The sequence below is a fragment of the Methanobrevibacter sp. TMH8 genome, assembly GCF_020148105.1.
Lineage (GTDB): Archaea > Methanobacteriota > Methanobacteria > Methanobacteriales > Methanobacteriaceae > Methanobinarius.
In genome coordinates this window covers 1-24164 of sequence record NZ_JAHLZE010000032.1, presented here as the reverse complement: position 1 = coordinate 24164, position 24164 = coordinate 1, and the positions used below count along the sequence as shown (strand labels likewise).

General features: G+C 25.9%; 16 protein-coding genes and 1 pseudogene. 16 read left to right on the top strand and 1 reads right to left on the bottom strand.

What is annotated here, in order from left to right; translation table 11 throughout:
• The first annotated feature begins 261 nt into the window (after window positions 1–261).
• The 6 genes from KQY27_RS06480 to KQY27_RS06455 all read left to right on the top strand — a co-directional run bounded on the left by KQY27_RS06480 (window position 262) and on the right by KQY27_RS06455 (window position 8245).
• Entirely contained in the window at window positions 262–1059 is a 798-nt protein-coding gene (locus KQY27_RS06480) for a CDP-alcohol phosphatidyltransferase family protein (RefSeq protein WP_224425757.1), read from the top strand.
• A 337-nt stretch (window positions 1060–1396) separates the two neighbouring features.
• On the top strand, window positions 1397–3556 hold the full coding sequence (locus KQY27_RS06475; protein ID WP_224425756.1) for a DUF515 domain-containing protein: 2160 nt from the start codon (window positions 1397–1399) through the stop codon (window positions 3554–3556).
• A 532-nt stretch (window positions 3557–4088) separates the two neighbouring features.
• A complete protein-coding gene (locus KQY27_RS06470) occupies window positions 4089–4814 on the top strand; it encodes a sortase (RefSeq protein WP_224425755.1) in 726 nt (241 codons plus the stop codon).
• Window positions 4815–4869: 55 nt separating this feature from the next.
• Window positions 4870–5241 carry a dihydroneopterin aldolase family protein gene (locus tag KQY27_RS06465; RefSeq protein WP_224425754.1) on the top strand — a complete coding sequence of 124 codons (372 nt, stop codon included), beginning with the start codon at window positions 4870–4872 and terminating at the stop codon, window positions 5239–5241.
• Window positions 5242–5880: 639 nt separating this feature from the next.
• Entirely contained in the window at window positions 5881–6513 is a 633-nt protein-coding gene (locus KQY27_RS06460; RefSeq protein ID WP_224425753.1) for a hypothetical protein, read from the top strand.
• Window positions 6514–7171: 658 nt separating this feature from the next.
• Complete coding sequence (locus tag KQY27_RS06455) at window positions 7172–8245, top strand: rod shape-determining protein (protein WP_224425752.1); 1074 nt, start codon at window positions 7172–7174, stop codon at window positions 8243–8245.
• A gap of 910 nt (window positions 8246–9155) precedes the next feature.
• Here the strand turns inward: KQY27_RS06455 and KQY27_RS06450 are convergent.
• A complete protein-coding gene (locus KQY27_RS06450; protein WP_224425751.1) occupies window positions 9156–9461 on the bottom strand; it encodes a hypothetical protein in 306 nt (101 codons plus the stop codon).
• A gap of 67 nt (window positions 9462–9528) precedes the next feature.
• Between KQY27_RS06450 and KQY27_RS06445 the strand changes: the two genes are divergently transcribed.
• The 10 genes and pseudogenes from KQY27_RS06445 to KQY27_RS06400 all read left to right on the top strand — a co-directional run.
• Window positions 9529–11604, top strand: coding sequence for an Ig-like domain repeat protein (locus KQY27_RS06445; RefSeq protein ID WP_224425750.1), 2076 nt, complete (start codon window positions 9529–9531; stop codon window positions 11602–11604).
• A 506-nt stretch (window positions 11605–12110) separates the two neighbouring features.
• On the top strand, window positions 12111–12353 hold the full coding sequence (locus KQY27_RS06440; RefSeq protein ID WP_224425749.1) for a ferredoxin family protein: 243 nt from the start codon (window positions 12111–12113) through the stop codon (window positions 12351–12353).
• Window positions 12346–13503: a 2-oxoacid:acceptor oxidoreductase subunit alpha gene (locus KQY27_RS06435; RefSeq protein ID WP_224425748.1), complete on the top strand. Its 1158-nt coding sequence runs from the start codon at window positions 12346–12348 to the stop codon at window positions 13501–13503. Before KQY27_RS06440 ends, KQY27_RS06435 begins: the two co-directional genes overlap by 8 nt.
• Window positions 13504–13518: 15 nt before the next feature.
• Window positions 13519–14385 carry a 2-oxoacid:ferredoxin oxidoreductase subunit beta gene (locus tag KQY27_RS06430; protein ID WP_224425747.1) on the top strand — a complete coding sequence of 289 codons (867 nt, stop codon included), beginning with the start codon at window positions 13519–13521 and terminating at the stop codon, window positions 14383–14385.
• 66 nt (window positions 14386–14451) lie between these two features.
• Complete coding sequence (locus KQY27_RS06425) at window positions 14452–15003, top strand: 2-oxoacid:ferredoxin oxidoreductase subunit gamma (protein ID WP_224425746.1); 552 nt, start codon at window positions 14452–14454, stop codon at window positions 15001–15003.
• 203 nt (window positions 15004–15206) lie between these two features.
• Complete coding sequence (gene sucC / locus KQY27_RS06420) at window positions 15207–16316, top strand: ADP-forming succinate--CoA ligase subunit beta (protein WP_224425745.1); 1110 nt, start codon at window positions 15207–15209, stop codon at window positions 16314–16316.
• 583 nt (window positions 16317–16899) lie between these two features.
• Window positions 16900–17814, top strand: a complete 915-nt coding sequence (twy1, locus tag KQY27_RS06415; protein ID WP_224425791.1) for a 4-demethylwyosine synthase TYW1 — start codon at window positions 16900–16902, stop codon at window positions 17812–17814.
• An 861-nt stretch (window positions 17815–18675) separates the two neighbouring features.
• A complete protein-coding gene (locus KQY27_RS06410; protein WP_224425744.1) occupies window positions 18676–19485 on the top strand; it encodes a transglutaminase domain-containing protein in 810 nt (269 codons plus the stop codon).
• 513 nt (window positions 19486–19998) lie between these two features.
• A complete protein-coding gene (tpiA, locus tag KQY27_RS06405) occupies window positions 19999–20667 on the top strand; it encodes a triose-phosphate isomerase (RefSeq protein ID WP_224425790.1) in 669 nt (222 codons plus the stop codon).
• 1277 nt (window positions 20668–21944) lie between these two features.
• Window positions 21945–24164: pseudogene (locus KQY27_RS06400) on the top strand (hypothetical protein); the annotation flags it as partial.

The following is a 24164-nucleotide window of genomic DNA, read 5'->3' as shown; positions in this document are numbered from 1 at the left end:
TAATGATATTTACAATACTGATATTTTATATATTGATATTTATACATGTTTATAATGATAATAATTATAAGAATAAGAAAATGAAATTTTCAATATAAAAATTGTTTTGACATAAAAATATTCATTTTGTATTGTTTTTTTGTTCTTATTTATGAAAATTTAATTTATTATCAAATATTAATCTCTAATAGAAATATTTATCTCATTTAAAAGCAAATATTAATTAATAACTACAATTAAAGTATTATTAGGAGTCAAAACATGGATTTAAAAGAAACTAAAATTGGATATTTTATGGCAGTGTCTGATGTAATCTCATTGCTGAATTTATCTTTTGGATTTTTATCTATATTAATGGCAATAAATGGACAAATAGCTATCTCAGCAATATTTATAATTATTGCACTAGTTTTTGACTCTATAGATGGATGGGTAGCTAGAAAGTTATCTAGAATTGATGAATATGGGTTTGGAAAGAATATAGATTCATTATCTGACGTTGTTTCCTTTGGTGTTGCTCCAGGAATACTTTTATATTGTATTGGAACTAGTACTATTCAAAATTCACTAATTAATCACTATTATTTTGGATTATCTCAGTTTACTCAATTTATTAACTTAATTGGGTTGAATTATTTGTTAGCTATAGTTGCATTATTTATTGTTATTTGTGGAGTTTTACGTCTTACTAGATACAATGCCATTGTTGATAATTTGAATTTTAAAGGATTTATTGGAGTTCCAATTCCTGCAACTGGGGTTTTGTTATCTTCATTTGTTTTAAGTGGATTCTTTAATTTGTATATAGCAATGATTTTAATGGTAATTATGGGATTGTTAATGATAAGTAATATTAAATATTCAAAATTAGATAATCCTAAATATTTGGGCATATTTGCTATCTTTTTAATACTTATTCTTATTCCTTATCCAATAGTCTTTTGGGGAATTGATATTCCAGCTAGTGTAGTATTTGTTTTAACATTGATTTATGTGTTAATTGGGCTATTTAAAGGATTATTATTTTCAAAAAGTGATTCTATCGATTTTGAGTTATAGTTTAATATGAATTATTTCATTATAATATATTCATAGAATATATTCTCTATACTTCATTATATTCACATATATTTTATATATTCAAGATATATTGTATATAATCTAGTATATTTTAGTATATTCTAATATATGTCGATATATCTTAATATATATTGATATATCTTAATATATCTAGATATATTTTATTTTGTTTTATTTTGTATATAATATAACTCATTATATTTTTAATCATAACTTTAATTATAATTTAAGGAATTATAAAAGGTTATAAAATAATAAAGATAATTTTCAGCTCATTTTCATCTACAAATAAATATTCTATTGAAGAGTTGGTAGTTTGAAAGATAAGGGATTCAAAAAAAAATTTAATTCTAAATTAATTAGTTTAAACAAATTCAATAATTTAAAGTCTAGAATTAGTTTTAAATCGGGATTTAGTTTTTTAAAACCTATTAAAGATGTATTTTATTTTATATCTAATAAAATTGATGATTTAACAGATATTGAAGTTAGTGAAAATAAAAAAAATAAAAAAAATAAAGAAAATAAAGAAAATACCGTAGAAAATAATGTAATAAATAAAAATAGTAAATGTGCTAAAAATAGTAAATTTACAGAGGATAATGATAATAATATCTTTAATATTAATAATATTAATAATAATATTAGTAATAATAAAAATATTCAAGATAAATGTGCAGATGATTTTTTAGATGAAATTTCTAATGATTTTCCTAATATTATTGAAGATAATTTTGACAATGAATATTATCGGAGGATTGAACCTTCAAAAGAAGAAATAAAACATGAAAATTATTTAAAAAATCTTGATAATTTTGATTTAAAAGATTTAAATAGAAATCATAATGATTTTAATAAGGTTTCTAATTCTAATGTAAATAAGATTTCTGAGGAAGATGATAGATTTAATAAATTTTTACCTAAAAAAATTCCAAGTTCAGAAGCATTAACTAATGATTCACAAAATTTTAAATCAGATAAACAAAAATCTGTAATTTCTGGACCATTAAGTGATAAATTTGGAAATATTAATAAGATTGAAAAAGAAAAAAATGAAAAGTTGGATTTTAAAAATTTTCTTAATCTAGATAATCTTAATCTAGATAAAAATATATTTAAACAATTTAGAAAATCATTAGGCACTGATGATTCAAAAACAATCTTAGGTGCAGCTATATTTAGTTTAATTTTAATTGTTCTATTATTTTCTGGATATTATTTTTTAGTTTATCAACCATTTCAGGATGATTTATCCACAGCTAAAACAAATAAATTCAATGAATTGAATTCTCTTTTTAAAGGACCTTTGGCTCTTGATCCAAATGTTTTAACCTTAACTTCTGAAATAGAATTAGCTAAATCTCCTGAAGAAATAAATGCTATTGATATTATACGGCCTGCAACGTTTTCATGGAGAGAATATCAATCAAAACAGATTAATAAAACAAAAGACAATTTTAATAGAGTTATGGTTACTTATGAAACTATTTCTTCTGAAAATACAGCATCCGGCAATATTGCTATTTTTAATGGAAATAACGAGTCTAATACAAATTTTAACTCAATTGATGATAACAATCAAATTTCTAAAGCAGGATTTGTTTATGCTGAATCAAATAATAATATAAATAATAAAAATGTTATTATGGATGCAGAAGATGCGAAATCATTAGTTAATGAAAATGACGGCAGAGTTCTTGCTAATATTGTTTTTAAAAAACCAGATACTGTGGCAGTTCCTGTTTTAATAGATAGGTTACAAGCCGGGGCTGGATTAATATCAATAGGGAGTATTGTTGATATTTATACATTGTATGATTCTAATCAACTTCAATCTTCTGATTCGTCTCAATCTAGTTCTCAGTCTAATTCTGAATCTAGCTCTATTTCAGAAGGTTCTGATAATTCAAATGTATCAACTGATTCAGAAAACACTAATGTTAATGAAAATTCACAATCAAATTCACAATCAAATACAGGACAAATTTCAACAACTTCTAGTTCACAACAAGATTCTAAAACAGTTATTATATCTCCAGATATAAGTGGGTCTACAATATTGGCTATAATGAGATCAAAAGATAGTGGAATGATAAGTGCTGATTATATTAAATCACAAACTACAATAAATGGAAATAATACTAATCAGGTTCAGAATAGTAAATCTTTCTCTACAAATGTTGAAGAAATGATTAGAGGATCTATATCTGGAGGATACGATGAAAAACAAATATCAACATTGTTAAATAGCTATGGATTGAAGTTATCTGACTATGAGAGACAATCTAATTTAGCTGAGATTGATGTTCAATATCTTTTATTGATTGAAGTTCCTCGAAATGATGTTCCTTTTGTTATAAATAATATGGAAAATATTATTTTAACTATTCCAACTAGCAAAGCTCCTGATTGGATGATAAATGAATTGAAAAATACTTATTCAAAAAATAAAGAAAATAAAGAAAATATAACATAATCATTTTGTGAAAATATAATAAAATAGTAATGAATACTATTTTAATACAATATCTGTATAATAGTATATAAAAACAAAAATAAATTAATATGAATTATGGAAAAATTGTTTTAGATATTACAAAGTATACATAAAATATATACAAAACTATATATAGAATTAGTTATATATTATTAATATCTAGTTTATATAACTTAATATTATTATATCTAATTATTTTTTTTAAATAAATATATATAGATTATTCCAATATGTGCATTTATTTTTGTATAAATTTTTATATTAGATTGTTTTATATATTATTAGGTTATTGATATTCTAATAATTAATTATAAAATAAGATTATTAATTTATTAAACAATTAGATTATTAATATTAAAATATTTTATTAATTATTATTAAATATTAAATATTAAACTTATTTAAATTATTCAAATTAATTATTCAAATTAATTATTCCAATTATTTATTCAAATTATTTATTAGGAATTTATCTTATTAAAATCAAAACTAAAATTTATATGGTGATTATTTGGTAAAACTCACAACAGTTGTGGTTATTATAGCACTTATAGTTGTTGGTATGTATGCATTACTAGAAGTGTCCTATTATTCTTCAAAAGTATCTATTGAAAAGGATGTAACATCCCCAGTAGTTCTAATTCCATCTATTGGAGTAAATGAAAAAATTAATAATGTTTCTATTTCACAAGGAGTCTACCATGAGGAGGTGTCTTTCCTTCCTACAAAAGGGGAAGTAATATTATTTGGTCATAGGACTAGCTATAGTTCGCCGTTTTTTAATTTAAACCAATTAAAATCAGGAGATACTGTGACACTTGAATGGCCAAATATTGGGCAAGTTAACTATACTGTTAATAGCTCAACTATAGTTCCAGCTAGCTATCAGTTGCCGGTTCATAAAGATGTTCAAAAGATATATTTAATCACTTGTGATCCTCCAGGATTTACAACTAATAGATTGATTGTAGTTGCTGATATGGATAAAGTTGGTCCATTAAATGATACAATAGTTAAAGAAAATCCTAATATGCATAATGCTTTAATTATATGTGTTCTCTTTTTAGGACTAGGATTGGTACTATCTTATTTTTATCCAATTAAAGAAGATAGGATATTTATATTAGCTGCAGTTTTGATTATGTCTGGAATACTCATATTTGCGTACTTTGTTCCATTTGATCCCGATATTATTGCATCAAAAATTAATTGGTTAAATGGAGATTTTAGTGCATAGAGATTATTAAATATACTTTAAAATAATTTAAAAATAATTTTGGAAAGTGTGTATAATGAATGTAGAAAAAGAATTTTTTTCAAATATTAGCTCTAGAGAAAGGGCTATTTTTGAAGGTGCTATTAGTATGGGTGCATTATTCCATCAATTTATTGGAACTCCTGTTAATGAAAAATCAGCAAATAGCTTAGAAACAGCTATTGAAAAATCTCTTTCACTTCAACCTGCTATTGAAAAAACTGAAGTTAAAATTGATTTAGCTAAAATAAAAGAAATAATGTCTGAGTTTGATTATGTTTCATTATCGGGGGATATGTTAGATGTAAAAATCCATTCTAAAATTGATAGTGTTTTAGCCGTTGTTAGAATGAAATTCATTCCAGAATTAAATTATCCTTTAATGTTCATAGAGGAAATTATTGAATAAATTTTAAGATATATTTTTTCATATCTTTTATTCTCATTTTTTATTTTCATTATTTTGTTTTTATTTTCATATTCTTTTTTCATTTTTATTATTTTTCTATTATTTCTTAATTTTTTAATTTTATTTAATTTTATTCAATATTTTTTAACATACTATTTAGTCTTTTTTAGTCTTTTTATCCTTTTTTTAGTTTTTTTAGTTTTTTTTCTATTATTTATCTGTATTTTACGCATATTTTTAATATATTTTCCTTTTTAATAATTTAAGAGTATTCTAATATAATATTAAAAGTATTAATAATCAAACATTTTGTGATAATTTATCCTTAATTAAAAATTTTTAAAACATAATAGGATAAATTTAAATATTAATAGAATAAATCTTATTATGCTACATGATGAGAATATAATATTTAAAATACTATATTGATTTCTAATAGTTGAAGCTGAAATTAGATATCAATGATTAAATAATTCTCAAAGATGTTTTGATTTATATAAAATTCTTCATAAGATATTTAAGCTATATTAAAATTATTATAGTTTAATAAATTAATTTTATGGATAATTTGAATAATTAATTTAAGTTATGTAATATTATGCATACTTTTTATAGTGCATAGCACAGGAGGTGGACATAATGATAGAAGACAAGATACAAGTTTTAAGGCAGGCAGCAAAAGTTTCTAATGAACAGAGTTCGGATCATTTATGGTGTGTTGCTGCAGGCAATGAAGAACTCGTAAATGATATAGCTTATGCAGCTATATCCTCTAAAGACAGAGTTAAAATACTTTTTAGAGAGCATGTCACTTTAGAAGAATCTTATGTTCATAAAAAATTTGATTTTATCATGTTATATGGCGATGCTGATAAAATAAGAGAACTTAGCTATGTTAGTAAAGAAAATGGCGGAGCTTATATTCAAATTGCTCCTTTTTATGTTGGTAATGAACCGAATTTAATGTTACTTGTAGCTCCAGATGATGCTATTAAGAAATTTGTTGGAGATGCAGAAAGAAAAAGTTCTAGTTTTTCTATATTATTAGAAGATCAAACTACTGGTTTCATTGAAACTGATTTACAATTGAGTGTAAAACTTCCTAATTTTTTACAGGATATGATAGCTCCATTGTTTAATATGAGTGATGTTGTTTTATCAACGGTTCTTATTTCAATTGAAGATATAGAAGATGTAGTAAAAATTAAAAAAATAGCCACAAAAAATAATGTATTTATTATAGACTTTAAAGACATTGTAATAGATGATTAAAATTTATTATATTTGTTTATTAATAATTTTTTGAATGTATAATTATATTTTAAGTATTCTAGATAATAAATATTCTAGATAATAATTATAATTTGATATGGGCTTGAATTTTTTAACAATATTATTTAATTTTAGATATTATTTATGTATTCTTTAGATATTATTTAAAATATTTATTTTAATATATTTATTTAGGAATCTAAGTATTTATCTAGTTATTTATTCAGTATATAGTTCATTTAATTGTTTAATATTTATTTTAGATATTTATTTGGATAATTATTCATCTTTTATTTAGATATTTAGATTTTATTATAAATTATTTTAAATCATTAAATGTAAATCATATATAAAATCATCAATTATATTATAAAGTATATAATTATAAAATAAATTAATAAGTTAATAAAATTAGATTAATGGATTATATTAATTAGTGGATTATTATTAAATCATATACAATTGAGCTTAATATTACAAAATATTATATTGTTTAAAATAAATATATTATTAAAATATATATTTTATATTGCTGTTATTATTGAATATTGTAAATATTATAAATATTTTAAATTCTTTAATAAGCATTGGAACAATCTTTTGAACGATTAAAATTACAAAATTAAGTAAAATTCAATATTGATTAAGAGGAAAGACTATGAGATTATTTGGAAGTAATAATAATGATAAAAAAACAGAACCTAAACAAGGAATTACTAATAGTTTAGGAATTGACTTAGGTACTTTAAACACTGTAATTGCAAAGCCATCTGGAGACAAATTTGATTTATACCAAATACCTTCAGTAGTGGCTGTTAAAAAAGATGATTCTTCATCTGTTTTAGCTGTTGGTGAAGAAGCTAAGTTAATGCTTGGAAGAACTCCTGAAGATATTGTAGCTTTAAGACCTTTAAAGAAAGGTGTTATTGAAAGTATTGCTCAAGCACAAGCATTACTTGTAAAAGCAATGGAAATTGGTATTAAAAATGGGGATTCTGTAGGTAGGATTGTTATTGGAATTCCTGGAGACTCCTCCGAAGTAGAGAAAGAAGCTGCAGAAAAAATCGGCCGAGAAGCTGGGGCAGATTATGTATTGGTAATTAGTGAAGGGTTAGCTGCTGCAATTGGTGCAGGATTACCTATAGCTGAACCAGAAGGAACTATGGTCGTTGATATTGGTGCAGGTTCTACTGATTTAGTAGTTATTTCTCTTGGTGGAATTTCTGATATTGAAACTGTTAGGGTTGGTGGAGATGATATTGATAACAATATTGTAAATCTTGTAAAAGAAAAATACAATGTAGGAATTGGTATTCATGATGCTGAAGCTGCTAAAATTAAAGTTGGTATGTTCCACTCTAGTGAAGATACAGAAGTTGAAACTACTGAGATTATTGGTAAATCAGCTGAAACTAACAGACCGAAAAAAGTTGTAATTGATTCCTTACTTGTAGCTGATGCTGCAGAACCTGTAATCCAAGAGATTGTTAATGGTTTAAACAAAGTTTTAGAAAGACTTTCACCAGAATTAATTACTGGTGTTTTCCATAACAGTGTTGCTGTTGGTGGAAGCTCTCAGTTAAGAGGTCTTAAAGAAAGAATATGTGATGAATTATCCATTCCAGTAACTATTTCAGATGACCCTATGACTGTTGTAGCTAAAGGTGCAGCTATAGTTGCTGCTGAACCAAGAGCTTTAGAACCTGAAGTTCGTTTAAAAGCTATGAAATAAGTAGTAGCTATATTTTAACTATTTCTTATTCTTTTATTCTTATATTCTTTTATTCTTTTATTCTTTTATTCTTTTATTCTCTTATTTTTATATTTTTTATTTATACCTTTATTTTTTTATAAACTTATTCTTATTTTTGGTCTATATGTTTATGATATTGCTGGAAAAAATATATTCCAAATTCGATACATTTATATAAGTTATTCATTATATTAGATAGTATAGTAAAAAACATATTACAGCTTTGGAATGTGTTTGATGTTTTTTGTGGTATTTTTTTTTATTTCGTTTAACCCAGGTTAAACGATACTTTTTTGGATTTTTTACCTCTTTTTTGAACTTTTTTTATTGAATTTTATATGTTTTATGTTTAAAATATGTGAAATATTAATACTTTTTTTTATTTTTATAATATTTTTGTATCTATTTTAAGTGATTTATTGTTCTTTTTTCATTGTTTAGTAACTTTTTTTCATTTTTAGTGCGTTTAACCTGGGTTAAACGAAGTAAATTTATTTTTCTTTAAATATGAGTTTATTAATCGTGAAAAAGTTAGTGGATATTGGATATATTTGTGTAATTTTTTCATGATTAATAAGATTATAATAGAGCTTTCTGCAATGATTTTTGAGTAAATGCTCTTTTTTGATGTAAAATTGTAATATATGATAACTATATGGGGAGTTTATTACTATTTATCATTAATATTGGTTTTATTAATCAAAAAAAAGAAATTTATAATGTGATAAAAGAAGATAAATGTTGTTCCTGTTAAGAATTTTTTATATCACCCCCTTAAATTCTTTTTTAGGAGATCATTTATTCTTTCTTTTTATCACATTTTTTGAATATATTTTAATGCCCTATAATGGGGAGGTGAAAAAATTTTACAAAACAAAAAAATAATAACTCATACATTAATTATAGCAAGTATTATTTTATTAGCTATAATTAGTTCACAAGCGGGATTTGCAGCTACCACAAACATCAACAACACAACTTCTGGTGGAATAAGTGGTGCACTAACTAATGCAGTAGCTGGAGGTACAATAGAACTCGATGAAGGAACATACACAGGCAATAACAATACCAATATCGGAATTAATAAAAACATAACAATAACAGGAAAAACCAAAGACAAAGTAATTCTCGATGCACAAGGAATATCAAGAATATTCACAGTAAACAATAATCTAAATGTAATATTTATAAACATCACATTTATCAATGGTAATTCAAGCAGTTATGGTGGAGCAATCTACAACAATTATGCTGGAACAACAATGACATTCATCAATTGTATTTTTGATAATAATAATGCAACATATGGGGGAGGAATATCTTCAATAGGTACTTTAATTATCAAAAACTCTACATTTATTAATAATACTGCTGTACAGTATGGTCCAGGAATATATGCATATACTATTACTCGTGATTTTAATATTTCTGATTCTATATTTATGGACAACAATGGTGGTCGTGGTGGTGGGATATTTATAATTATTGATAAAAGTATTCATAATATCATTAATTGTACTTTCATAAATAATTCTGCTACTGTAATTGGTGGTGCAATACAAATAATGGCTTATGGAGATAGTAATGTAGATATTATCAATTGTACGATTCTAAATAACTTTGCTGGTAATGGTGGAGGAATGTTTTTTCGGCAATCCTCTGCTGGAAATATTATTTTCAATATTAATGTTATTAATTGTAGTTTAAATAATAATTCTGCTAATGGTAATGGTGGAGGAATTGTCATATCTCCAGAGATTTTCAATTCCACTGTTAATCTCAATGTTATTAATTGTAGTTTAAATAATAATTCTGCTAATATGGGTGGAGGAATTCATATAACTTGTTCTGGTATTAATGTTAATAATACTGTTAATGTCAATATTTCTAACTCTTTCATACTTAATAACACAGCTAATAATAATGGTGGGGGAATTGATATATCTCTTAATAGTAATAGTGGCGGAACTGGCACTGTTACTATTGCTAATTGTACTGTTATGGGTAATTCTGCTGGTTACGCAGGTGATGGAATTTATATTTCAGATCATGATCATGGTAATCTTTATGTGACTATTGTTGATAGTGATATTTTGGAAAATGTTGGTGATGGTATTCATAATGAAGATGCAAATCTTAATATATCCGGTAGTAATGTTTCAAATAATACTGGTAATGGAATTACAACTGGTAGTGAAAGTAACTCTACTATAACTTACAATGAGATTGTTGGTAATAGTGGTCATGGCGTTTCTAATAATGGTACTTCTACTATCGAAGGCAATACTATTAATGATAATGATGGCCATGGAATAGCTAATTCTGGTAATGTTACTTTGAATGATAATACTATTGTTGATAATAATGGTGTTGGTGTTTCTAATGATGGTAATTTATCTGGATTAGGAAATACTGTCGATTATAGAACTAATCTAACAATAATTAATACTATTGTTTTATATAACAGAGTTAATATATCAGTGAAAGCTATTGATGATATGGGTAATGTTATTGTTGGTGCAACTATTAATTTCTATGTTAATGGAAAATTAGTAGGATCTGCAATAACTAATAATGAAGGTATTGCCCAATTCACTTATACTGCTTCTAGTTCAGGATTACAAAACATCATAGCATCTATGCCGGAATTTAATAGTAAAAATACTCTTATAAGTACTATGATTCATCTTGCAGCAAACAACACTACAAGTGTTAAAGTAGTATTAGAAAACGGTACTGTTATTACAGTTTCTGCACCAACTATCAATGAAGGTAAAAAAACTAACATAAAAGCAACCTTAAAAGACGTAAATGGAAATATCCTCAAAAATAAAAAAGTATCATTAACTATCAAGGGAAAAACATACATTGCAACAACTAACAATAATGGAATAGCTGTTTTCAATATAGCTGGATTAAAAGGTGGAAAACACACATTAACAGCTAAATTCACAGGAGACAGCAACTACAAATCATCAAAAATATCAAAAGTGCAAAAAGTCAACCCTAAAACTAACTTAGGAATTTTATCAATTAAAAAATTGTCTTTCAGGAAAAAAGTATCTACATATAGAGTTACAATAGCTAATAAAGGAAGTTTGAAATCTAAATCTACTGTTTTGGCTCTTTTCCATATGAGAAACGGAGTTAAAATCAAAACCAAATACATCAAAATTAAATCAATAGCTCCAGGAAAGAAAATATCAATAATCGTCAGCTACTTCCCAGACAAAGCAAACCACAGATACTGCATAGCTCACTTCCAAGTTGATCCTAAAAACAAAAACAAAGAAGTAATATTAGCTAACAATAAAAAATCAATTAGCTTAAAACACTAAAATAAAACCAAAACAATTCAAAGGATAAATTAACTCTTTTTATCCTTTCTTCTATTTTTTATTTCTCAGTTTTAATTGTACTAATTCATTCTTTCATTTTTATTACCAATATATTTGATATATCAATAGTTGATATATCAATTATTAATATAATTATTATTTTAGATGTATAATCTTGATTAATATAATGAATAATTTTATTAATTATTATGAATAATCTATATATCATAACAAAAATATATTGTAATAGTATATATTGTAGAATATAAGATTAATTATTAATTAATAAAATATTTATGAATTAAATTTATATTTAATTGACATGTAGCTATTTGTTGATTGAATAGCTATATAAATTTGATTATAATAGTATATAAGAATTATTTGGCATATATTAGAAAATATATTAGAAATTTATAATGAATTAATAAATAACATTGTAATAATAAATTAAATAATAAATTAATGTAATAAAATTAAGTAATAATTACTTTTAGGAGAATTTCATGATTAAAATAGACTCTGAACTGTGTAAAGGGTGCGATATATGTATTGCTTCTTGTCCTAAACATGTTTATGTAAAATCATCTAAGGAAAATAAGAAAGGAGTGTACTTACCTTGTCCTGAAAATGAGGAAGAATGTACTAAATGTCATTTATGTGAATTATTGTGTCCTGATCAAGCCATAACTGTTGAAGATAATAATGATAATAATGAAAATGGCGAAATGGAGGAACAAAATGACTAAAGAACTTTTTATTCAAGGTAATGAAGCTTGTGCTCATGGAGCTATTAAAGCAGGATGTAGGTTCTTTGCTGGTTATCCTATTACTCCATCTACAGAAGTAGCTGAAGATCTTGCAGGATTTCTACCAAAACATGGAGGTTCTTTCCTTCAGATGGAAGATGAAATTGCAGCTATTGGAGCTATTATTGGTGCAAGTTGGAGTGGTCTAAAAGCTATGACTTCTACATCTGGACCAGGATTTTCTCTTATGCAAGAAAATATAGGTTATGCTCATATTACAGAAACTCCTCTTGTTATTGTAGATGTTCAAAGAGGAGGTCCTTCTACAGGTCAACCTACTATGGCATCTCAAGGAGATATGATGCAACTTAGATGGGGTTCTCATGGAGATTATGAACCTATTGCACTTTCACCCTCTTCTGTTCAAGAATTTTTTGATTTCACTGTTAAAGCATTTAATTTAGCTGAAGAATATAGAATTCCTGTGTTAATTGCTGCTGATGAAGTAATTGGTCATATGAGAGAAAAAATTATTATTCCTGATAAAGTAGATATAAGAAAAAGGGTTATGCCAAAAGAAAACCCAAATGAGTTTTCAGCTAATAATCCTTACCTTCCATTTAAAGCAGAAGATGGAGATGTTGCTCCTATGGCTCCATTTGGTGAAGGTTATAAAATTCCGGTGACTGGTTTAACTCATGATGAAAGAGGTTATCCAGATTCTTCTGATCCTAAAGCTCATGCTAAGCTTATTACTAGATTATGTAATAAAATATTAAATAATAGGGAGAAAATTGTTTCTACTCATGAAAGATTCTGTGATGATGCAGATACAATAATTATTTCTTATGGAGCTCCAGTTAGATCTGTTGTTACTGCAGTAAATCTTGCAAGAGAAGAAGGTTTAAAAGTAGGTTCAATTAAAATAGATACTCCATGGCCATTCCCAGAAAATCAAATATTAAAAGCTGCTGAAACAGCTAAAAACCTAATTGTAGTTGAAATGAACTTAGGGCAAATGGTTCATGAAGTTGAAAGAGTATCTGGTATGGTTAATGGAAATAGGCCTAATGTCTATCTTATTCCAAAGATTGGTGGAGAACTTCATAAACCTGATGAAATATTATCAAAAATTAAGGAAATTAGCTAAAGAGGGAGGAATATTATGGTAAAAAATAATGAAAATCCATTTATGAAATATTTGAGAAAAGACAGACTCCCAAATATATTTTGTGCTGGCTGTGGAAATGGAATCGCTTTAAACACCTTCTTTAATGGAATGGAATCTGCAAAAATAGATTTTGATTCTATAGCTATGGTTTCTGGAATTGGTTGTTCTTCACGTATTCCAGGTTATGTTAAATGTGATTCTTTACATACTACTCATGGTAGGGCTATAACTTTTGCAACAGGACTTAAAGTCGGTAATCCTGATTTAAATGTTGTAGTTTTCACAGGTGATGGAGATGCTGCTTCTATTGGTGGAAATCACCTTATTCATGGTGCTAGAAAAAATGTAAATATTACTGTTATTTGTGTCAATAATAATATTTATGGAATGACTGGTGGTCAAATAAGTCCAACTTCTCCAAAAGGTAGTTTTGGAACGACTGCTCCTTATGGTTCAAGAGATAAACCATTTAATCTCGCTGAACTTGTAGCTGGAGCTGGTGCAAGTTATGTATCTAGATGGACAACAGCTCATCCTCTTCAACTTTCAAATTCAATTAAAAAAGCATTATTGAACCCAGGATTTTCTTTCGTTGAAGTAGTTTCACAATGTCCTACTTATTTTGGGAGAAAAAACAAACTTAGATCTCCTGTTGACATGATAAATGCTTTTAAAGAGAATAGTATTAACAAACGTAAGGCAGATAAAATGGATCCTGAGGAACTAATTGGAAAACTTATTGTAGGAGAATTTGTTAGCAATCCAAGAAAAGAACTTACAGAAAATGTTTGTGATTTATCTGTTGAACAATGTGGTCGAGATTTAGCTATAAAATCAGCATATCAAGATGATTTAGAATAAAAAGCTGATTTAGTTTATAATTCAAATTCTAATAATTTTTATAAGAGTTAATTAAGAGGTAATGTTATGCGAACAGAAATTAGGATAGCTGGATTTGGAGGTCAAGGAGTTATATTAGCAGGTATTATTGTTGGCAAAGCTGCTTCACTTTTTGATGGAATAAACGCTGTTCAAACCCAATCTTATGGTCCTGAAGCAAGAGGAGGGGCTTCAAAAACAGAGGTAGTTATTAGTGATGATGAAATTCATTATCCTAAAATCATGAGTCCGGATATTTTAGTAGCTATGTCTCATGAAGCACTAATCGCCTATGTGGATGATTTAAAAGATGAAGGGATACTTATAATAGATCCTGATATGATTGATGAATCTGAGATAGCAAACTTCATAAATGAACATAATATTAAAGTATATAAGGCAAGAGTAACTAAAACAGCTGAAAATGATATTGGCCTTAGGATAGTAGCTAATATTGTCATGGTTGGAGCTATTGCAAAACTTACAGAAGTTATTTCTCATGATGCTGCAAAAGAAGCTATATTAGCTAGTGTGCCTCCTGGAACTGAAAAGAAAAATATTCAAGCATTTGAAGCAGGTTATGCAATGGATGGTAATTAAATTAAATAGCTAAATAGCTTTTTATATAAATAATATTCATCTAATTGGATTTATTTATATTTATAGTTTATTTAGATATTTATATTAAATTTATTTAGATTATAACTAGATTCTTTAGATTATATTTATTTAGGATGAATTTATTTAATATTTATTTAATAATTAAAATTATTTTAAAATTTAAGGATTAGGAAAAAGGTAAAATGAAATTTTTTGAACATTCTGCAAAAAGATTATTTAAAAAAAATGGGATTGCTATTTTAGAAGGACATGTAGCTTACTCTCCTGAAGAAGCAATGGAGATAGCTACTGAAATGGGGTCTCCTGTAGCTTTGAAATCACAAGTTTTAGTTGGTGGAAGAGGAAAAGCTGGAGGAATTAAATTTGCAGATGATCCTGGTGAAGCTATAGAGATAGCTAATGAATTGTTGGATATGGAAATTAAAGGAGAAAAAGTAAAACATCTTCTTATAGAAAAAAAAGCAAATATTAAAGAAGAATTCTTTTTAAGTGTTTCTATTGACAGATCTTCTAAAAAACCTATTATTATGGGTAGTATTGAAGGTGGAGTTGAAATTGAACAGTTAGCTATTGATAACCCTGAAAAGATTATTAAATATCATGTTGATCCTTTAGAAGAATTTTTACCTTATGAAGCAAGAGAAATGGCTCGTAAAATGGGTGTAGATTCAGAACTCATTTCTTCAGTTGGTTCAATTATTTGGAAGCTTTATAATGTGTTTAAAAAATATGATGCTCAAATAGCTGAAATTAATCCTCTTGTACTTACTGATGAAGGTTTAATAGCTGCTGATGCAAAACTTGAAATAGAAAATGATTCTTTATTCCGTCACAAAGAGTTAGCTGAAGCTAATTCATTTAAACCAAAAGAATTTGCTTTTGTAAAGCTTGATGGGGACATTGCAGTAATTGGAAATGGTGCAGGTCTTACTCTCACTGGAATGGATATGATAAAGCTTAATGGAGGGAACCCAGCTACTTTTTTAGATATTGGTGGGGGAGCTTCTGAAAATACTATTAAAAAAGCATTGAATTTAGTTCTTAATTATTCTCCTGTTAAAGTAGTTTTTTTAAATGTTCTTGGTGGGATAACAAGGGCTGATGATGTAGCTAAAGGAGTAATAAGGGCTTTAGAATCATCTAAAAGAAAAATTAATATAGTAATTCGTCTTACAGGAACTAATGAAGAAGAAGGCCAAAGAATTTTAGAAGAAGCAGGAATTCCATTTGAAATTTCTATGGAAAAAGCAGCTAAAAAAGCTGTTGAAATTAGAAATTCTTTAGTTGAATAATTTTATATGCTAAATTTTTCTGTATGTTTTTAACTTGATTTGGCTTTTTACTTTTTTACTTTTTTAATTTTTTCTTATTTTTAAATTCAATTATTTTCTTTTATAAACTCTCTTTTTTGTTTTTTATAAAATATTCTAAATCACATTTTAATATATAAAATTATAATTATATAAAATATGTAAAATTTTAAATATAATCTTTAAATATAATCTTTAAATATAATTTTTAAATATAATCTTTAAGTTTTATCTCTAAATATAATTCTTAAAAAATTTTAAATATATTATATTAATAAAATTTATAAAAGTTTTATAACTCTATAATATAAATCTTATGAGTTATATGTACTTTTTGTACTTTCTTTATAAGTTTATGAAAATTTATTTGTTTTAAGGGCTAATTTTATAAAAATATAAATATTTTGTAAATGTTTTATAAAATATTTAAAAAGTCATCATATGATAGCTAATTATTTATATATATACTACAATATTTCTACTCATGACTTCTTATTTAAATAAGACTAACAAGATTGATTTTCAAAAAGATAAAAATAATCTTCAAAAAGATGAAGAAAAACTTATGGCTTTGAATATAGAAGAACAAAAAAAGCTAGAATATAGTGGGTATCGTTTTGTTGGGAAAAATGGGCATGCAGCAGCTAAAATATGTCATTGGACTAAAAAAAGTCTTCTTAATGAAGGAGTATGTTATAAAGAGAAATTTTATGGAATTGAATCTCATCGTTGTCTCCAAATGTCTCCTGCTGTTCCTTTTTGCCATCAAAAATGCTCATTTTGTTGGAGGGATTTATCATTAACTAAAACTGAATGGATTGGTGATTATGATGATCCTAAAACTATTATTGAAGAATCCATTGCTGCTCAAAATAAATTACTTTGTGGATTCTTTGGAAATGATAAAGCAGATAAGAAAAAACTTGAAGAATCAAAAAAACCGAATAATGCAGCTATCTCTTTAGCTGGAGAGCCTATGCTTTATCCAGATATAGATGAATTAATAGGCGAATTTAAAAAACAAGATTTTACAACATTTTTAGTTAGTAATGGTTTAATGTATGAAAAATTAGCTAATCTCGAAAATGAACCAACGCAACTATATCTTTCATTAGATGCACCTAACAAGAAAACTTACTTCGAAGTTTGTAACCCTCAAATAAATAATGCTTGGGAAAAGATAAACAATTCACTTGATACATTAAGTAGTTTTGATTCCAGAACATGTATACGAACCACTTGTGTAAAAGGTAAAAACATGTTTAACCATGAAGAATATGCAAATTTAATTGATTTAGCTAATCCAGATTATATTGAAATTAAAGCTTACATGTGTGTTGGTTATTCTAGGGAAAGATTAACTTTAGATAATATGCCTACATTCAATGAAGTTATTGATTTTGCTCAAAAAATAGCTGAGTTGACTGGAAGAAAAATTACTAATGATTCAGAGATTAGTAGAGTTGTTCTTTTGGAATAATCTTTTTTTTTATTTATTATCTTATTAATATTAATTATTTTATCAATTCTAGTTTTATTCTTATTGTTTATCAAGGAAAAAAGAAATATTCTTTTTTTTATTAATATTGCACCTCTCAAACCTATTTATAAAATTTATAAAGCAATCTATTAAATTTCAAAACTTATTAAAATCCTATATTTTTTAGATACTCTAATGATATTCTTTTATTTCATAAAAAAAGCATTATTTACATTATTTTTTTTAGCTAATTTTACTTATTTTTTGCTCTAGGTAAATATTTGCCGCTATTTTATTAAAAAAATTTCCTTGTCTTAATTTATGCAAATTCCACCTATTTGAGCTTATTTATATCAAATCTCCATATTATGAACCTTTTCATAATTTCATAAAATACATATTAGCTATTGTTTTAACTCATACTCATCATAGGTCAATTCCTTCAAATAGTTCTTTATAAGTGAAACAAAGACTTATTTAAGCTTTTTTCCTAAAAAATTTCCAAAACATTTATATACTATATGGATGTTAAATAGGTGATGAGATGAAATGTAGCTCTATATTTTTAAAGTTAAATCATTGAATAATCCAAGACTTTTAAAAAATCTATTCTCAATATTCTTTGAGAAAAATTCAAAAATTATTATTTTTGATGATTTTGAAGTTTTTCATAATATTTGAAAGATTTTTTTAGATTTTTTTTAGATAATATCTTAATTATTTAAATATATCATATTACAAACAATAAGAGATAGCTATCTAGATTTAACTCGGAATATATGGCTCGGAGGCGGTATAATTAGTAGATATTCGAAATACGCGCCACTAATTGGGATTGTTGCAATATTTGCAATAGCTTCAATGTTCTGCGCGACTCCTTTCGGAGGAAGTCTAGATACTCAAAATTCAGTATCTATTCATGGTAAAGACATAGTAAAAGCATCTGCAGGAACTAAAGTTGTTGATAAAACAAATACAACAGATTCAACAGTTAAAAATCTAAAAACTGTAAAAAATTCAACAAAAACCAAAAAAGTTGTTGTAAATTCTGTTAAGATGTATAAAAAAGATTATAAACAAATGGTAAAAACTATTAATAATTATGAAGATAGTAAAGGTTATAAACCAAGTACTTATTCTTGGAAAGCTCAAGGATTAAATATTACTAAAAAAAGTTATCTTGATGCAATTAATAGATATACAGAATTTGTTAAAAAGTTTAAAAAAGATCCTAACTATGTAAATATATTTAATGCTTATAAATATGTAGTTACTAGTGATTCTAGTAATAAAAATATTAAAAAAAGCGCTAGTTTACCATTAGCTGGTGAACTACAAGGAAAAAAAGGTTTGACTTTATTACAAAAATACATGAATAAACATCTTAACCACAGAGATGGTGGTCCTTCCACTTTTGCAGGTGTTGTTAAATCAAAAGTTGGGGATTGTTGGGGTCTAGCTGATTGGGCAGCTCATCAACTCCAAGCTAACAATTATAAAACTAGAATTGTTCAAGGTGCAACTTCAGCTTCTTCAAGACATAGATGGGTTCAAGTATCTATTGACGGAAAATGGATTAACTTCGAATCTTCATTGGTTACTAAAAAATACGGAAGTAAATCTTATTCCAAAACTTGTGCAAGAGTAAGCAAGATAATTAGAACTTTATGATTATTTAAATTATTTAAAAATAATTATAAGTGATTTTCTCTTATTTCTTTGCTTTTTTATTTTTTATTTTTATTCTTATTTTTATTCTATAATTCTTATTTTTAGTTTTTTAGTATATTTTTACCACTTTTTTTATTTTATTTTTAAAAAATTATAATTAAATTAATATATATTAAATTAATATATAATAATCAATAAACTAATATTATAATAATTAAACTAATATCTAACTAATATTTAGAAATTTCATGATATTTTAATGAAGATTTAATCACATTATATAATAAGTTTAAGAATTGATTATTATTCGCTTTTTATCTAGAATTTATCATTGTATGGTGAATTTAGTATATTTAATAATATGAGATAATGATATTATAGAATAATGATATTAAGGATATTAATCAAAATTAGGAATATTAAGGATATTAAGGATTTTAATTATTATAAAATGAGATTATAAATATTGTATATTATAAATTTAAGTGAGGAATTCTTTTGTCAAAATCTAAAATTAAAACACCTATTGTTATTTTGAACTTCAAGACTTATTTGGAATCTAGTGGAGAAAATGCTTTAAATTTGGCTAAAGCACTTGAAACTGTAGCTATTGAATCTGGAATTACTATGGCTGCTGCACCACAAGCTAGTGACATATTTAGAATAACTGAAGAAACCGATATTCCAATATTAGCTCAACATATTGACCCAATTAATCCTGGGGGCCATACGGGGTCTAATCTTTTAGAATGTATGGTTGAAGCTGGAATAACTGGAACTCTTTTAAATCATTCAGAACAAAGAATGAAATTAGCTGACATTGATGAAGTTGTAAAACAAACTAAAAGTAATAATGTTTTCTCAGTTGTTTGTACAAATAATATTGAAACTAGTGTTGCTGTAGCTACTTTTAATCCTAATTTTGTAGCTGTTGAACCTCCAGAACTTATTGGATCTGGAATTCCTGTTTCTCAAGCTGAACCAGAGATTGTTGAAGGCACTGTAGCTAAAGTAAAAAAGATAAACAAAAAAATTGAAGTTTTATGTGGTGCAGGAATATCAACTGGAGATGATGTAAGCGCAGCTTTAGAATTAGGTGCATCAGGGGTACTTCTTGCTTCTGGAATTATATTAGCTGATAATCCAAAAGAAGCTCTCCTAGATTTAGTTAGTAAAATTTAGATAAATAAACAATATTTTTTAATATTTTCTAAAAAATCATTGTGTATAATATATTTTTTTAAAATTTAAAATATAATAGTAAAAACACCAAATGAATTTTTAGCTAGTTTTTTATAATTTTTCTTCTTAATTTCTTCTAATATTTATTTTTCATCATTATTTTTCTTTTAATTTAGTTTTTAGTTTATTTCCTTATTTTAAATAGAAAATTCTTCTAATATTTATTTTTCATCATTATTTTTCTTTTAATTTAGTTTTTAGTTTATTTCTTTATTTTAAAGAGAAAATAAGGAAATATATTGTATTTTATAATTTGAATGTTTTTCCACGAAAGGTTTATATATGATGTTGAATAACGTTATATTTTATATGATTTTATATGACATATTATTAGATTTTATACAATAATCTATGTATTTTTAACAATCTATATATTTCCTATGATTATTAAATAAAATTTTTAATAAGACTTATTTTTAATTATATAATTACTATTTGGGTTCATTGTGGGTTTTTTGAAATCTACATTCAAAGAGGGAATAATAGGATTAAAATTCAAATAATAAAGAATTTATTACCTGTGTAATTAGTACATAATCTACTTTTTAATCTATTTTTTTTCTATTTTATATTCCCATTTTTTTCATAATTATTTTATCTAAGATATAAAGATGCAATTTCTTAGTATAAGGAGGAGGTATAAGAAAAATTTTTCATTTAACTTAAATTAGTAATAAATAATATTGATATCCATATGTGAAACAACTTATCTTTTTTTATTTTTATTAATGAGAAGGAAATTATCCACTTTTATAAAAATTGCATTGTTTTGAAAACAATTGTATTGAATTAATACGATAATTTCGGTCTGATTAATAGAAAGATTGAAATAAAGCTATTAAAATAGGTTTTTTCTTTTTTTAATATAAATTAATATAACTAAAAGATTTTTTGAGAGAATTTTATAAATTCTATCTTTATCATATTGAAGATTTTTTGAGAGAATTTTATAAGTTTTATCTTTATTATACTGAAGATTTTTGAGAGAATTTTATAAGTTTTATCTTTATTATACTGAAGATTTTTTGAGAGAATTTTATAAGTTTTATCTTTATTATGTTGAAGATTTTTTGAGAGAATTTTATAAGTTTTATCTTTTATTGTATTATATTACAGATTATTAATTTTTATTAATCAAAATATGGAATAATTTACAATTATTCTTTAAAATGGGGGTTAAAAATTTTTAAAAACTGAAAATAAAACTAGGCAAAAATATGAAATACAAACATATGGCTATCATAGTCTTATTCCTTGTTTTGGTATTGTACAGCTTGTCAACAGTAAGTGCTGCTAATCAAACAATAAGTAATACCACCTCTGGTGGAATTGATAAAGGAATCAAAAATACTGAGAATCAGGGTACATTAACCTTAAACCCCGGAACATACAACAAAGCTAATCAAGACACGGGAATAAGCATAAATAAAAATATAATAATAAAAGGAAAAGGATCAACAAACCAAGTAATTATTGATGCAAAAAAGCAACGTAATATATTTACTATAGGTAATAATATTAACGTAACCTTTATAAACATAACTTTTACCAATGCTTATACTACAGATAGTGGTGGAGCAATCTACAACAAATATGATGGTACGATAATGACATTTATTAACTGTACATTCATAAACAATAGTGCAAGTTATGGTGGAGCAATCTATAATGAAGGTACTGATCAAAGTATAATCAATTGTAATTTCATTAATAATACTGCAAAAACTGGTAGTGGTGGAGCAATCTATAATGATTGTAATCCTAATCAAAGCATAATTAACTCTACTTTCATTAACAATAATGCAACCAATAATGGTGGGGCAATTTATAATGGAGGTAATATTAATCAATGCATAATTGGATCTACTTTCATTAATAATACTGCAAAAGCTGGTAGTGGTGGAGCAGTTTATAACAATGATGATGGTTGTAATCAAAGCATAATTAACTCTACTTTCACTAACAATACTGCATGTATTAATGGTGGAGGTATTTATAATAGTGGTAGTATGATTGTAAGTGGTAATAATATGTCTGGAAATACTGCAACAAATTTAGGTAATGTAATTTATAATGCTGGTTCAATGGGCATTTTGAATTTGACTTATCTTAATAATTCTACATATGATGTTGTTTCTGGTAAAAATGTTACTATATATGCTACTTTAGTTGATGATATGAATAATCCTATCACAGGACAAAGTATAAGATTCTATGTGAACGGTACATTTGTTGATAATGTAAATGTAATTGAAGGATATGCAGACTTAATTTATACTGCTCCTATAACTACTGGAACTGTTATAGTAACTGGTACTTATGGGTGTATTGATAATTATGTACTTAATATTGCTAATGGTCAATTAAAAATCATCAAAAATGCTTCTAGTAATTCTACTATTGTTGCTCCAGCTGGTAAAGTGGGTCAACGATCTTCTTTATCTGGTGTTGTTCGTGATAATAATGGTAATTATTTGAGTGGTGTGCATTTGCAAGTTGTTGTTATTGGTCAGACTTATGATGTTGTGACAAATGGTTCTGGTGCTTGGAGTTTGAATATTACTCCTAATGTTTCTGGTAATTTTGTTGTTGTTGTTAGTTGGGTTGGTAATAGTACTTGTTATGGATTTTCCAATAGTACTGTTTGGAATGTAGCTAATGCTTCTAGTAATTCTACAATCAATGTCCCAAACGGTAAAGTTTCTCAACAATCTACTATTAGTGGTGTTGCAAAAGATGAGGATGGTAATCCTTTGTGTAATGTTCAGTTGTCTGTTGTTGTTAATGGTGTGAGTTATGTTGTTAATACTAATGGTGCTGGTGCTTGGAGTTTGAATATTACTCCTAATGTTTCTGGTAATCTTAGTGTTGTTGTATCTTGGGCCGGTAACAGTAGTTATAATGGATTTACTAATAATACTGTTTGGAATGTAGCTAATATTAGTACTAATTCTAGTATTGTTGTTGTTAATGGTACTGTGGGTAAGTCTACTATTATTAATGGTACTGCTAGGGATGAGAATGGTAATCCTTTGGGTAATGTTCAGTTGTCTGTTGTTGTTAATGGTGTGAGTTATGTTGTTAATACTGATGGTGCTGGTGCTTGGAGTTTGACTTATGTTCCGAATGTTGCTGGTAACTTTGATGTTATAGTTTCTTGGGTTGGTAATGCTACTTTTAATGGTTTTACTAATAGTTCTGTTCTTAATGTGAGTAAAGGAACTACTAATTCTACTATCATTGGGCGTTATGGTAGTGTAGGGTATTGTATTACTTTTCTTGGTATGGCTATTGATGAGAATGGTAATCCTTTAGCTAATGTTCTCTTATCTGTTGTTGTTAATGGTGTAAATTATACTGTTAATACTAATATTAATGGTACATGGAGTTTAAATTACACTCCAAATACTTCAGGCAATTTTACTATTCAAGTATCA

Bases quoted from the DNA above. Each gene is read 5' to 3' on its own strand.
- KQY27_RS06480 (WP_224425757.1), top strand. From the start codon at position 262: ATGGATTTAAAAGAAACTAAAATTGGATATTTTATGGCAGTGTCTGAT.
- KQY27_RS06465 (WP_224425754.1), top strand. From the start codon at position 4,870: ATGAATGTAGAAAAAGAATTTTTTTCAAATATTAGCTCTAGAGAAAGG.
- KQY27_RS06460 (WP_224425753.1), top strand. From the start codon at position 5,881: ATGATAGAAGACAAGATACAAGTTTTAAGGCAGGCAGCAAAAGTTTCT.
- KQY27_RS06455 (WP_224425752.1), top strand. From the start codon at position 7,172: ATGAGATTATTTGGAAGTAATAATAATGATAAAAAAACAGAACCTAAA.
- KQY27_RS06450 (WP_224425751.1), bottom strand. From the start codon at position 9,461: ATGTTTATAAATATTACATTTAGATTATTGTTTACTGTGAATATTCTT.
- KQY27_RS06445 (WP_224425750.1), top strand. From the start codon at position 9,529: ATGACATTCATCAATTGTATTTTTGATAATAATAATGCAACATATGGG.
- KQY27_RS06440 (WP_224425749.1), top strand. From the start codon at position 12,111: ATGATTAAAATAGACTCTGAACTGTGTAAAGGGTGCGATATATGTATT.
- KQY27_RS06435 (WP_224425748.1), top strand. From the start codon at position 12,346: ATGACTAAAGAACTTTTTATTCAAGGTAATGAAGCTTGTGCTCATGGA.
- KQY27_RS06430 (WP_224425747.1), top strand. From the start codon at position 13,519: ATGGTAAAAAATAATGAAAATCCATTTATGAAATATTTGAGAAAAGAC.
- KQY27_RS06425 (WP_224425746.1), top strand. From the start codon at position 14,452: ATGCGAACAGAAATTAGGATAGCTGGATTTGGAGGTCAAGGAGTTATA.
- sucC (WP_224425745.1), top strand. From the start codon at position 15,207: ATGAAATTTTTTGAACATTCTGCAAAAAGATTATTTAAAAAAAATGGG.
- twy1 (WP_224425791.1), top strand. From the start codon at position 16,900: ATGGCTTTGAATATAGAAGAACAAAAAAAGCTAGAATATAGTGGGTAT.
- KQY27_RS06410 (WP_224425744.1), top strand. From the start codon at position 18,676: ATGTTCTGCGCGACTCCTTTCGGAGGAAGTCTAGATACTCAAAATTCA.